The sequence below is a fragment of the Tannerella forsythia genome (assembly GCF_003860135.1).
In the GTDB taxonomy this organism is placed as follows: domain Bacteria; phylum Bacteroidota; class Bacteroidia; order Bacteroidales; family Tannerellaceae; genus Tannerella; species Tannerella forsythia_A.
The window spans coordinates 1-12,534 of the sequence record NZ_RQYN01000063.1 but is presented as its reverse complement, the minus strand read 5'-3'; the positions used below and the strand labels follow the sequence as shown (position 1 = coordinate 12,534).

The 12,534-nt window shown below is 43.6% G+C and carries 16 protein-coding genes and 1 tRNA gene; 16 read left to right on the top strand and 1 reads right to left on the bottom strand.

What is annotated here, in order from left to right:
• Positions 1-570: 570 nt before the first annotated feature.
• From EII41_RS12115 to EII41_RS12100, 4 genes are all read left to right on the top strand, one after another.
• A tRNA-Asp gene (locus EII41_RS12115) sits at positions 571-644 on the top strand.
• Between the two features lie 310 nt (positions 645-954).
• Positions 955-2,187, top strand: a complete 1,233-nt coding sequence (locus EII41_RS12110) for a site-specific integrase (protein WP_124790800.1) — start codon at positions 955-957, stop codon at positions 2,185-2,187.
• 35 nt (positions 2,188-2,222) lie between these two features.
• Positions 2,223-2,756 (top strand): ORF6N domain-containing protein, encoded by a 534-nt coding sequence (locus EII41_RS12105; protein ID WP_106070096.1) that lies wholly within the window; start codon positions 2,223-2,225, stop codon positions 2,754-2,756.
• 32 nt (positions 2,757-2,788) lie between these two features.
• Entirely contained in the window at positions 2,789-3,247 is a 459-nt protein-coding gene (locus tag EII41_RS12100; RefSeq protein WP_004585420.1) for a DUF1896 domain-containing protein, read from the top strand.
• A gap of 44 nt (positions 3,248-3,291) precedes the next feature.
• Here EII41_RS12100 and EII41_RS14190 read toward each other — a convergent pair whose 3' ends face one another.
• Entirely contained in the window at positions 3,292-3,468 is a 177-nt protein-coding gene (locus tag EII41_RS14190) for a hypothetical protein (protein WP_185711910.1), read from the bottom strand.
• Positions 3,469-3,593: 125 nt separating this feature from the next.
• On the opposite strand from EII41_RS14190, the gene EII41_RS12095 reads away from it, so the two are divergent.
• The 12 genes from EII41_RS12095 to EII41_RS14805 all read left to right on the top strand — a co-directional run bounded on the left by EII41_RS12095 (position 3,594) and on the right by EII41_RS14805 (position 12,291).
• Complete coding sequence (locus EII41_RS12095) at positions 3,594-3,953, top strand: hypothetical protein (RefSeq protein ID WP_124790799.1); 360 nt, start codon at positions 3,594-3,596, stop codon at positions 3,951-3,953.
• 6 nt (positions 3,954-3,959) lie between these two features.
• Positions 3,960-4,481 carry a hypothetical protein gene (locus tag EII41_RS12090; protein WP_124790798.1) on the top strand — a complete coding sequence of 174 codons (522 nt, stop codon included), beginning with the start codon at positions 3,960-3,962 and terminating at the stop codon, positions 4,479-4,481.
• Between the two features lie 9 nt (positions 4,482-4,490).
• On the top strand, positions 4,491-4,721 hold the full coding sequence (locus tag EII41_RS12085; protein WP_260425579.1) for a hypothetical protein: 231 nt from the start codon (positions 4,491-4,493) through the stop codon (positions 4,719-4,721).
• 22 nt (positions 4,722-4,743) lie between these two features.
• Positions 4,744-5,025, top strand: a complete 282-nt coding sequence (locus EII41_RS12080; RefSeq protein WP_021644045.1) for a hypothetical protein — start codon at positions 4,744-4,746, stop codon at positions 5,023-5,025.
• 674 nt (positions 5,026-5,699) lie between these two features.
• Positions 5,700-6,344 (top strand): DUF6796 family protein, encoded by a 645-nt coding sequence (locus tag EII41_RS12070; protein WP_124790796.1) that lies wholly within the window; start codon positions 5,700-5,702, stop codon positions 6,342-6,344.
• Entirely contained in the window at positions 6,341-6,913 is a 573-nt protein-coding gene (locus EII41_RS12065; RefSeq protein WP_124790795.1) for a methyltransferase family protein, read from the top strand. The genes EII41_RS12070 and EII41_RS12065 overlap by 4 nt, the downstream gene beginning before the upstream one ends.
• Before the next feature lie 139 nt (positions 6,914-7,052).
• Positions 7,053-7,568, top strand: coding sequence for a hypothetical protein (locus tag EII41_RS12060; protein ID WP_021644050.1), 516 nt, complete (start codon positions 7,053-7,055; stop codon positions 7,566-7,568).
• A 103-nt stretch (positions 7,569-7,671) separates the two neighbouring features.
• A complete protein-coding gene (locus tag EII41_RS12055; RefSeq protein WP_124790794.1) occupies positions 7,672-9,627 on the top strand; it encodes a phage baseplate assembly protein V in 1,956 nt (651 codons plus the stop codon).
• A gap of 17 nt (positions 9,628-9,644) precedes the next feature.
• Complete coding sequence (locus EII41_RS12050) at positions 9,645-10,550, top strand: hypothetical protein (RefSeq protein WP_124790793.1); 906 nt, start codon at positions 9,645-9,647, stop codon at positions 10,548-10,550.
• A gap of 3 nt (positions 10,551-10,553) precedes the next feature.
• Positions 10,554-11,255, top strand: coding sequence for a hypothetical protein (locus EII41_RS12045; RefSeq protein WP_124790792.1), 702 nt, complete (start codon positions 10,554-10,556; stop codon positions 11,253-11,255).
• 118 nt (positions 11,256-11,373) lie between these two features.
• The gene (locus EII41_RS12040; protein WP_124790791.1) at positions 11,374-11,934 is read left to right on the top strand and encodes a hypothetical protein; all 561 of its coding nucleotides are present in this window, start codon (positions 11,374-11,376) and stop codon (positions 11,932-11,934) included.
• A 12-nt stretch (positions 11,935-11,946) separates the two neighbouring features.
• The gene (locus EII41_RS14805) at positions 11,947-12,291 is read left to right on the top strand and encodes a DUF4280 domain-containing protein (RefSeq protein ID WP_124790790.1); all 345 of its coding nucleotides are present in this window, start codon (positions 11,947-11,949) and stop codon (positions 12,289-12,291) included.
• Positions 12,292-12,534 lie beyond the last annotated feature (243 nt).

Below are 12,534 nucleotides of genomic sequence, written 5' to 3'. Positions count from 1 at the left end.
TATGCTTCCACATCTTGGACAATCCATAGTTTTTTTCAGCAAAGATAATAGTACTATATGAATTTAACAATACCGGACTATGCACTAAAAAAAAAATTTGGACACTAATGGAGATCCCTCCTTTTGTTTATTCTTGAACTTGTTTGGGTATTGTTAAGTTACTATAGTTTTTGAGAATATTGAAAGGCTTAACATTTTTATAATGAGGTGGGTGAGATTTTAATAAAATCAAAACTCTATACTAATTTAACAATACCCCAAACTCTATACTAATTTAATAATACCCTTGTTTGTAATAATAGAAGAAGTGTAAACACTTAGCTACTGTGTTACCCGTGTGTAACGAAGTTCATCAGTAACAAACTTATGTCTGAATATTCAAAAAGAATTTCGACTGATCGCTAAATAATTTTCTAATTGTATGATCATTAAAGAAGCAATTTCGAATACCAGACACAAAAACATCCATCCTCTTAGAAAGATATTGCTCATATTTTTTTTAAAAGTATTTGTGTGTTTAAAAAAAAGTATTACCTTTGCACCGCAATTGAGAAGTCAATGTAACATATTGGTGTGGTAGTTCAGTTGGTTAGAATACCTGCCTGTCACGCAGGGGGTCGCGGGTTCGAGTCCCGTCCATACCGCTAAATAGCTGAAAGATAGGCTATAGGTCATCTGAAGCAATTTTAGAAACGAATCCAAAAGCGTCTTAATTCCAACAAATTAAGGCGCTTTTTCTTTGTCGCCACCCCACACGTCGGACGAGGTTCGGAATAAGCGTATATTCCGTAAATATGCCTCCGGTGGTTCCATTTTGGTTACAAAAAGCAAAGGGGCTGAAAATTGTAACCACAGACGACGTTAAGACGATGTTTAGACGATTGACAAATTACTCTGTTTCAAAATCATATGTCGAACTTTGTAGCCGTATGGTTACACTAATTTTGGAGCAAAATGAAGAGTCAATTTCGTTCAGTTTTTTACTTGCGCAGCAATTACATCAACAAAGAAGGTAAGACGCCCATCCTCATTCGGATTTATCTGAATAAGGAGCGTTTGTCGCTGGGGTCTACAGGCCTGTCTGTCAATGCCCAATTATGGGATTCAGAAAAAGAAAAAGTCAAAGGACATAGTGCAGAAGCACTTGAAGTCAATCGAAAGATCGAAGAAATCAGGGCTGATATTCTGACCATTTACAAACGTTTGGAAGTAACAGTAGATGATTTGACGCCGGAGAGAATCAAATCGGAATACTGCGGACAGACGGATACATTAAACAGTATAATGGAACTTTTCGATAAACATAACGAGGATGTCCGGGCCCAGGTGGGAATCAATAAAACGGCTGCCACTTTACAAAAATACGAAAACAGCAAACGGCATTTTACCCGATTCCTCAAAGCGAAGTACAACAGAACGGATCTCAAATTCTCGGAGCTTACCCCGTTGGTCATTCATAACTTTGAGATATATCTGCTGACTGTAGCCCATTGTTGCCCGAATACGGCAACCAAAATCTTGAAGCTTTTCAAAACCATTACTCTTTATGGGCGCAGACATGGATTTCTGTCTCATGACCCCTTTGTGAACAAGCGGTTTCATACGCAAGATTCCAACAGAGGGTTTCTAACCGATGAAGAAATTCAGCGAATCATTGGAAAAGAAATATCCATACCCAGATTGGATTTGGTTCGCGATATTTTCATATTCTCCTGTTTCAGTGGCCTGGCGTATATTGATGTGTCCAATTTAACCGAGGATAACATCGTTGAATTGGACGGACGTGAATGGATCATGACCAGACGCCAGAAAACAAGGGTAGCCACCAATATCATCCTGCTCGACATCCCCAAGAGGATTATCGAGAAATATGCTCCTGTCCGGAAAAACGGCTATCTCTTGCCGATTCTCTCCAATCAGAAGATGAATGCCTATCTGAAAGAGATAGCCGATTTGTGCAATATCCGCAAACCCCTTTCCTTTCACATGGCCCGACATACATTTGCCACGATGTCTTTGAGCAAAGGCGTTCCCATCGAATCCGTGTCGAAGATGCTGGGACACACCAATATCAAAACGACGCAGATTTACGCCCGTATCACCAATAAAAAGATAGAACAGGACATGCTCAAGCTATCGGATAAGCTGGATATATTCAGATCTCCGGTGTCACAAGCAAAACAATGACTTGAAGTTGAATACAAATTCTATAAATCAATGATATGAATACAATAACAGCAGATGTAAGCGTCATCCGGAATAAAATTCTTGAGATTCGTGGCAACAGAGTGATATTGGACTATCATTTGGCCGAACTCTACGGTGTGCAGACAAAAGTGCTCAAACAGGCCGTCAGGAGAAATTTGCAGCGCTTCCCGGAAGATTTTATGTTCGAACTTACCGAAAACGAATGGACGGAACTGGTCACAATTTGTGACCGGTTACCCGAAACCCTCAAACACAGTTCCGTTGCTCCGATGGCTTTTACTGAGCAGGGAGTAGCCATGCTATCATCGGTGCTGCGCAGTCCGACAGCAATAGAAGTGAACATTGCCATCATGCGGACTTTCGTTGCCATGCGCCGGATGATTGCCGGTTATGAAGAACTCAAAAAGCGTATCGAAGACCTTGAAGTAAGCTGTAATGTGCAGTTCAGTGAGTTATACACGGCCCTGACGGAGCTGTTGGAGCAAAAAGAAAAAGCGGAAAAGCCTCGTAATCCCGTCGGCTTTGTCATTCCCAAGCAAGAGAAATGATCACCATAATTAATAATTAAAAAGGAAAGAAGATGAAACAGGAAAAGAAAACCTTGTCGTATTACCGACTCAGACTGGAAGTTTATCTGAAAGACTACCATCCGCAACTGCTCGGTGACGAAACGTTTATCCGTGAACGTTCCGAAGCTGCTGCAAAAACGTACGAAGAAGCCTTCCTGCAAGACAATCCCATCGGCATAGCCGAAAGCATGGCCATGGAGGTATTGCTTAGAGGACTGCATTTTTCGCCGTATCAGTTTATCGAACAAATCATCGATAACGAATTTGCAAACGAAGTTCCCGCCGAACTGTCGGGAAAACTCTCTTTGCTTCTGTTGGAGCACAAAGAAGTCAAAGATACCTTCGACCGTTACCATCCGGGAGACGACTTCGATGAAAAGCCGGAATATGACCGGCTCTATACCGAACTGACCGGAACAATCGCTACGGTCATGGAAGAGCATGATTTACTAAAGGACATTCTCCGTTAGCCCGACCAATCTTTTCTCGACAACCTCTTTTTTAAGGGATAGCTTCACACATGGGGCTGTCCCTTTTTCTTTTCCGGAGCATCTTTTCCGTCTCCAAATCTTCCACCTGTTGTCTTCGATCCCGGAGTGCCGATTCCTTTCTTTGGGCGAAGGAAACCGGCCTTCGGGTAAAGTGTCAAGGCCTGAAGCCCTTTCGGGTTCGCCTGAAAAAATCTCCACATTTCCACTTCGTTCCAAGTCGTATTTTTTCGGGAAGCCTTGACATATACCCTCCGGCCACCTTGAACAGCCCACGAAACGAAATCGGCACACTCCGAGCTTTAGACGCAAAAAAAATGTCAGCATTATGGAACAAGAAAGATTAAATCACTCAATGGATCGCAGGAAACGAAATAACTCCTCCTCGCATTACCGCATAAAAACGGGTTCGGGCGTGTCCATTCTTATTGTGGCAAGCGAATACGGAAATCGTGCCTGTGAATTGACCGAACTGCTGTTGTGCCATGTCGGATTTAAGACCGTGCCTGTGGTTTCGGTGAATAAGGGAAACGGATATGTACGCCTGTACAGTTGGGAAAATTATGTCGCAGAAACCTGCTATGACAAAGATGCGGAAAGCATCAGCCTCTCTCAGGACGAATACGACGATGATGCTCTGCTGAATACGGCCATAGAGAAACATTTTCTAACCCTGACAAAACAATAATCAGTTATGGCAACCCATAATTTCGCTTACGAGAATCGTCTCATCTATGTCGAAGACGAAGACTATGAATCAGGGAATGTTCCCGAACACAAGGAATATGTGCAGGGATGCAACCGCAATTATCCGAGCTATTATCTGGATGAATACCGTGCTTCCTTTTATACGCTTGATAAAGTCATTACTTCAGCCTACTATTCGGGTGGGTGTATCGTCTACATTCAACATGACAGCTATTTGAACAACATAACTTTTTGCGATGGATATGATGAAGATGCCACCGACACGATTATGCGTGATTTCAAAGCATATCATCCCGATTATGAGAAAGTCAGAGAATTGGCAAGGAAAATAGGAGAAGATTGGAAGAATTATACCGCTTATGATGCTTTACAGGCATATTTATTCGCATTGGAAAAGCCGGAAGCCGATAAGATAATCGACAAAATCAAAATGGATTATGGCTATCGGGAACTCACTAAAACAGGCTCTTTCTGTAATGGAGAGGCTTTATATGAACAAATTGCATAAACGAAAACAATGATGAAAACAATCCTTATACGGCTGACGGTAGTAGCTGCTTTCATAATCGGAACGGTCTGTATTTGTTTCATGCTTATCACAGAAGAAGCGGTAACGGTACTTACCCTGCTCACCGCCCTGTACTTCGTGCGCTTTCTCGTCCGTACGGCACTCTATGTCTTTTTCACGCTTGTCAGGTGGCTATGTATCATAGCTCTATTGGGATTGCTTTTCTGCTCACTCTTTTAATAACTCTATAAACAACAAGGATATGAATACATTCGATTTTTATCAGGACAGCAAGGTTACTTGCCGGATGCGAACAAAATTTCAGGTGAAAGCTGAAAATTATGAACAGGCAGTAGCCATTATAAAATCTTGGCAAGGCGAAGACGTGATGAACCATGACGATGAAGAACAGGTCATTTTCGTTGAAGGAGAAACGCTATTGGATACCTCCGAGAATCTTTCTCCCGAAGAAAACGGAGGTCGTCCGACCATAGAGGTCTTCGATGACAAGGGAAAGGAAATCACCAATAATTTGAACCCATAAATATTAGAGGTTATGGCTAATATATGCACCAATTTGTTCTTCTGCTCCACAGAGAACAAAGAGAACCTGAAAACGGTACAAAACTACATGACGGATACTTTTTTCGGGAGCATCTTTTCCGTCTCCAAATCTTCCACTTGTTGTCTTCGATCCCGGAGTGCCGATAACGCAATGTATCACAGTCCGTATCGAAGGCTGACGATGCGCAAAAAGACGCCGGCCGAAAGTCAGGTCGTCCCGGCGCGAATATTAGGTCGTCCCAACCCATCATTTAGGTCGTCCTAACAGACCGTTTAGGTCGACCTAACCGAGCATTTAGGTCGACCTAACTGAACGATTAGGACGACCTAAAATAAACAGCAGGTCGTCCTAACACAGGCGACAGGTCGTTCCGATACGTCAAAATCCTTTCATGCGATTGATATATAGACACATGCCGATTACGACGTTTACAGGCATATTTATTCGCATTGGAAAAGCCCGAAGCCGATAAGATAATCGACAAAATCAAAACGGAATGGTACTTTATCGTCGCCCGCTACTTTTTGCCGGTTACTGACGAATCGACAAACCCTAAGAAATAGGGATTCCGACTGTGAAAATAGCCATTATTGGCGATTGCAAACGATATTCTACTTGTGCATTTTTGTAAACACAAATAAGAAGAAAAAGGTATGGATAAAAAACTCAGATTGACAGGGTATATGGGAGTGGCAGGCAGCCTGCTGATGTATATCGGCGACATGTTGCTGTATTTTACGACACAACCCATTCCCGATTTGGAAAAGGATCTGTTGCCTTCCATGGGCACAGTGCCCTTGGAGCGTCTCATTGCCGGAGGGATAATAGGCCCGTTGGCGGCGGTTCTCTACATCATCGGATTCTATCATTTGTTTCTCAGGGTTAAGAAAGAGCGACGAAAAACAGCCCGTTGGATGCTTGCTTCCCTATCCGTAAGTATAATTGTGGGAGGTGCTTATCATGCCTTCTTCCCGGCTTTCGGCATCGTATCCTCGCAGGGACATCCCGAAATCATCGACCATTTTCTCTCCTATGCCGGTTGGTTGGGCGGATTGACATTCGCACTGATGGGGGTAGGTTGGATTGTATTTACCGTTTTAGCAATACAAAAGCAGACTTCTTTTCCTCGTTGGATAGTTTTCGCAACACCGTTGATAACCATTTGGCTCAACCTCATTTGGCAACTGTTGCCACAGCCATTTCTTCTGCTGATAGCGGGTGGATGGAACAATCTGGTGTGTACCTTGATTTTTGCCGTGTCGCTGATCACATTAAAAAAACAATATCATCCCCGATGACTATGAGTGATTTTTCATTTTTTACAACATTGCAAGCCGGATGGCTGAATGCATGGATACCATCGTTCGGCATGGTGCTGATACAGTTTATATATATGGCAATCTTCCGTGAGGGAGGAAAGCGTGCGGTGGACACCTCGTGGTACACGGCCAAAGACAAGGCGAACGCCTCTGTCAGTACAATCCTGCAAATTGCCATATTGGTGCTTTCCGTTTTCGTCCCGTTCAAGTTCGGTACGGCATGGTTTCTTGCGGGAATGGCGGTTTACGTGCTTTCGCTGGCGCTCTTTGTCCGGGCTTTTCACAGCTATGTGGCAACTCCTGCCGGAAAGACCATCAAAGGAGGAGTCTATCGTTGGTCGCGCAATCCGATGTACTTTTTCTTTTTTACGGGGATGCTCGGCGTTTGTATCGCTTCTGCTTCGTTGTGGATACTACTCGTCATGATACCCTTCATCATTGCCACACATTTCCTCATATTGGGAGAAGAACGCTATTGTGAGGAGACTTACGGAGAGGAATACCGCGAATACAAAGCCAAGACTCCTCGTTATTTCTTGTTCTTTTAGCAACTGATGAACTTCTGGCCGGACATCGTCGAGGATTTCAAAGAAGTAAAGCGTGTGCTCAAGCAGGGCAATCGTATCTGTGTTATCGGGCATAAATGAAGACTTGACCAACTCCGATTGTTTCCAAATCATTATCGAAATGAATCTGATAAAAGAATTTAGCACTGCTCTTTGCAGCGAAAAAAGAAGTGGACGAATCCCCGAAGAGCTCGATTTCTTCGGCTCTTTGGTGGGAGAATGGGAGATCGAATGGACAGACCGTTTGTACGACGCAACACCCAGACGGGTAAAAGGCGAATGGATATTCTCTTGGGTTTTGGACGGCACTGCCATTCAGGACTTGTTCATCGTCCCGTCGCGTTCCGAGAGGTTGATAAACAAACAGCCGGATGCCGAATACGGAACCACACTCCGCATTTTCAACCCGAAGACTTCGGCATGGGATATTTTCTACGGTTGTACGGGCGAAGCCATCCGATTGACAGCCCGTAAAACGGGGGATGACATCGTATTGACCGAAAACACGACCGGCAGAATGAGGTATGTTTTTTCCGATATGACTGCCACCGCTTTCCATTGGCGCAAAGAGCAACAAAATGAAAACGGAACATGGCAGACGGTCGCCCGGGTCGTTGCGACGAAAAGAAGAGAATAGATCTGAAGTTTTCAAGAAATTTGTATCAGATTGGTGTGTAAAAATTATTACTTTGCACAGTGTAAGAACAAAAAACATTAGTGACACAAATCGGAACCAACTTATGAATTTCGGCAACTCGCATACATATCAGACGGGCACTTTTCCACCCCTGAATCCCGTCAAACCCAAAGTCCGATTCGATGGGGAAGAGTTCCTATTCGAGTCCCTGATACTCGAACAACCCATGAACTCCTGCCACCGCTTCGAGATCGTTCGCGAATATCTCTCGCAGGATGAGCTTTGGAAAGAAACTCCCGAAAAGCTCATGAGTCTGATCGGAGCCAGAACGCTGATCCGATTCGAACACCTCACGTCCAAGGATTCGTACGAATTCTCCGGATGGGTGACCGATGTACGAATCGATGCATGGGAAGACGACGAGACGGGAAGCGGCTTCCTTCCTCATCGGTCGAATCGTGTCAGGATCATCGGACGTGGCGATGCCATGAGCCTCGACGGAGCACCAAGCATGCATTCTTTCATTGACCGACAGCTGGCAGACATCGTATCCGAGGTGACGAGGGAGGCTTACTTCAAGGTCGAATGCAATCCTCGCTACAAAGGCATATTGCCCTATGCCGTGCAGTATGGAGAGAGCGGTTTCGAATTCCTCAACCGGCTCTCTCGTATATACGGCGAACCCTTTTTCTACGATGGTCGCACGCTCTTCTTCGGCGTACCCCATACGGCAGACTGTGAGAAGCTCTTTTTCGATAGCGATATAGTCAGTCTCCGCACTTGTGCTTCTGCCGTTCCTCGAAGATATGCCCATTACGACTATGTTGCAGCCGACGACAAATTTCTGCGCTTCCCTTCCGAAGACTCTGTTCCCGGAGGCAATCCGTTGATAGACAATATTGCCCACCGATCGGATCGCCTCTTTCCCGAAAAGGGAACCCTCCCTTCGAATTCGCCGGTCTATACCGAATTCAATCTGTCGGATCTGACCGCACAGCGAGGTGCGGATGCCGTGGGACGAATGCTCCGGATAGAAGGTGTGACCAAGACCTGCCGCCTGCGTTTGGGTGGAGTCATAGATGTATTGTTCCCCGAGCGCATGGATGTTCCTGCCCTTGGGAAGTTTCGCATCACCTCTCTCTATCACCGGATCGAGAAGAATGGAGACTACACCAATTGGTTCACAGCCTCACCTGCCCTGATCGACTGTGTCCCCGAAGCCTATGCACCGGAGGTGAAAGCCTATCCGGAGATGGCGATCGTCTCGGACAACAAGGATCCGAACGGGCAGGGACGGGTCAGGGTGCAGTTCGACTGGCAGAAGCCAAAGGGGCTGTCTACGAACTGGATCAGGGTACAGACACCTAATGCGGGTACGAGCGGCACGGTTACGGCAAACAGAGGTTTTGTTTCGATTCCGGAGGAGGGCGATCAGGTGATGGTCGGCTTCGAATATGGCGACCCCCACCGTCCCTATGTCACGGGCAGTCTCTTCCATGGCAAAAGCGGGAAGGGCGGTTATGACCGGAATCACCTCAAGAGTATCAGCACTCGCAGCGGACATCATATCGTCTTCGACGACGACGAGAAGGGCGATTGGAGCATCACCATCAAAGACAGAGGAGGAAATGCTATTCGACTGGATACGAGAGGAAAGAATATTGAAATATCTGCACCTGAGAAAATCTCTTTAGCTGCAAAAGATGTTGATATATCTGGAGAGATGATAAGACTTAATGCAAAAAAACATCTTAGCAGCAAGGGGCAAAATATTATCCTTGAAAGCGAAGAGAAATTAAGTGCTTCCAGTAAAGTTGTAAACGTAATTGCATTCAATAAATTGAAAACCTATGGCGGTGAGAATAAAATACTCGGACGACAAATAGTCCAAATTGCCACACCCAAAATCAGCACAAAAATGTCTGGACATTCAGATAAAGATCCTGGCAATCGAAACCAGATGGGAAATCAGGGATTAACAAGTCAAGCAGGCTTCAACACAATTCAAAAAGGTAAAAAACTTCTCAATCAAAGAAGAATCCAACACAAGAAGATCTAATAAGAGAGCAGAAACAGATGGAGCAAATCAAGCACAATTTCTATACAAGATACGCTCTTTGGATTCAGGAGTTCATTGATGTATTACTTTTGTGGCGTGGTGATATTATGTCAGCTCAGGAAAATGACAAAATTATCACTCAACCCATAAGTTGGACATTGAAACTTTTGGGTGCAAGCACAGGAATTGCAGTAACTGTCGATGCCGTTGCTTTCTTCGGACAGAAAGTATATACTCTTATTTGTTCCATGGGGAAAATATCTTGTTCAGATTTTGTGGCAGAGATGTTAGACGGCTTAACGCAGATAAAAAACGGCATTGAGAATGGTGGCACAAATGCCGTGAAGCCCTATATCAGCAATGCTGACAGAGAGGGACTTTTCCAGAAGTTCCTGAGTTTTGCGATAAAGCAGGGAGCAGAAGTTCCAGAGGATTATACGCAAAAACTCGATAGCTTCTTCAAGAGGATAAGAGCACAATATCCCAGAGAACGATTTTATCAGTATATAACTTTCGTATGGATACGCTCCTCACAAGATGGATGGGATTTGGCAGATGATTATGCAGGCGAATTAGAAATCGTCTGTACCATGAGTATTATTGGAGGTAAAGCCAATTGGGTTGTAAATGAATTTTATATTGATGATGTAAGCAATCCTAACGGACTTTTAAGAGTATTGACTTCAAAGCAATTTTTTAATGGAGGGAAAATAAATGCTCTACGACTTCCGATTCCAATTAGAGTTAGGATTATTCCGGGAAGTAGAGTCCTTATAAGTACAGAAGCTCGCTACAGGCGCAACGAGAAAGGAAAATGGGAACCGTTAGACTCTGTAAATCGGAACCAGATCTTGTGGAATAAATTCCTCCCGTGGGCAAATACAACGAAACAATTAGAATTAGATAAATTGGAAAAAGACTGAGAAATGAAAAAAAAATTATTGTACACCATTTCCTTTTTTGTATTACTGCTCTCTGCGGTCAGTTGTGCCAATCGAGCGGAAAAGAAACGTTTGTACGAAATTTTCGAGCAATCGAAACGTGCACCCGAATACACCAAAGTTGCAGCTTTTGTAAATTCATTGGAATTTAAACAAATATGTTGTGATGAGTTTGCCAATGCAACCTTGGAAAGGCTATGTCCGAGTTGGCGGGATTCGGTTTCCATTGATTTTCGGACGGCCTATTTTTATCCGACACGTGATACATGTACTGTGTTCTATACCATGGATTTGAAAATAAAAGATTTGGATGTAGAACCCCAAGCTATCGGTTCTATTATGCTGTGTTTTGGTGAGCTAACACGAAAGGAAGGCGGATGGAGAGTAAAGATTGACACTGTGCAGCCTTTTCCCCTTGAGCAATATTCAGATCTCCTATCGAATCAATCCGATACGGCTTCGACGATTCGTATAAACATTGGAGGGACGGTATATATGCCCGAAGGCATTGCATTTGCCTATCGCAAAGAAAACCAAAAGAAGAAATATCTTGATTACGATGAAAAAAACATCGTTCCCGAAATGTTCTGCATGGAAAATGCACACCTCCTACCCGCAAGAATGGAGGATTTTCTTTGGCAACAATTTTGGTTTGACAAGGACAGTCCGCAAAAAGAAAATTATTAGACACTTCATGAAAATACGACTCATCTTTTTTCTTGGTTTAACCTTGCTTCTATGCTTCGGTTGCACGAGTAGTAGGAATGAGGAGAGATTATGCGAAATATTCGAGCAATCCAAGAAAATGCCTGAATACGATGAAATAGCAACATTCGTCAATTCTCCAAAATTTAAACAGATATGCTGCGACGAATTAGTTGCATTGGATGCTCTGTATCCTGCTTGGCGCGATTCAGTTTCCATAAACTTCCGCTCGCTCTATTTCTATCCGAAATTGGACACTTGTGTTGTGTTTTACACAATGGACATAAAAAAGAAAGATAAATTCGATCCTAAGGCAATCGGACTGGTTGCTTTGTGTGCGGGGGAAATAACTCGAAAAGACGGACAATGGGAAGTTTTGACGGATACGGTGCGACCTTTGGCTCCAACGCTTTATTCGAGTCCGAACCTGCCCGAATCCGATGCAATGGTCAAAACAAACGTCAGCATAAGTCGCTATGTATACATTTTCGGGAACTTGGAACTTACTTACCACAATGAAAAGCAATTGAAAAAATATCTCGACTGCAATGATGAAGAAATTGTCGTAACATTGTTTCGAAAAGAAAATACATGGCTCGTCCCAATACGGTATGAGGAATTTCTCAAACGAAAGTTCTGGTTTGACAAAAAAGAACCCTAATGGCCAATTATCATGCCAAAATACCTAACGAAAAAAACAATACTTCGCTGTTCCTGTTCGATAACTCCGGGTGCTTTAGAAGTGACAAGTCAGATGTTTTATAAAATAAATGGATTGAAAGTAGCCACTGCATCAGATAATAAACCGATTGTCAATATTCCTTGTTTTGGAAATTGCATGCAATGCTCACCGCTCCAACCCTGTATCCCTATTCCATTGACATGGGAGAAGCTTTCAACGCATTTCGATGTCAATGGAAGTAAATGCTTGACACAAAATTCGTACATCAGATGCGCCAGAGGAGGTATCATCAGTATCCTCTTTGTTGCACAGGAAACGACTGAGGAAGACGCATAAACCGAAAAGGAAGCCATTCCTTTGACGCCGATCAACGGAAATGAAGGATAAATATAGAGCTGGTTACAAATGAATGGCATCACAGCACGAGAATGAAGAATTCGTGAGAAGAAAAATTACAATTCATTGGGCAGGGCTGACGCATTAAAACGACTTTCTGTATATTTCTCCTGACTTCGTCATCGTGTCACCCAAAAATTCTCATCAAATAATTTAGCGATTTTTTTTTGTGCCTGTTCATGA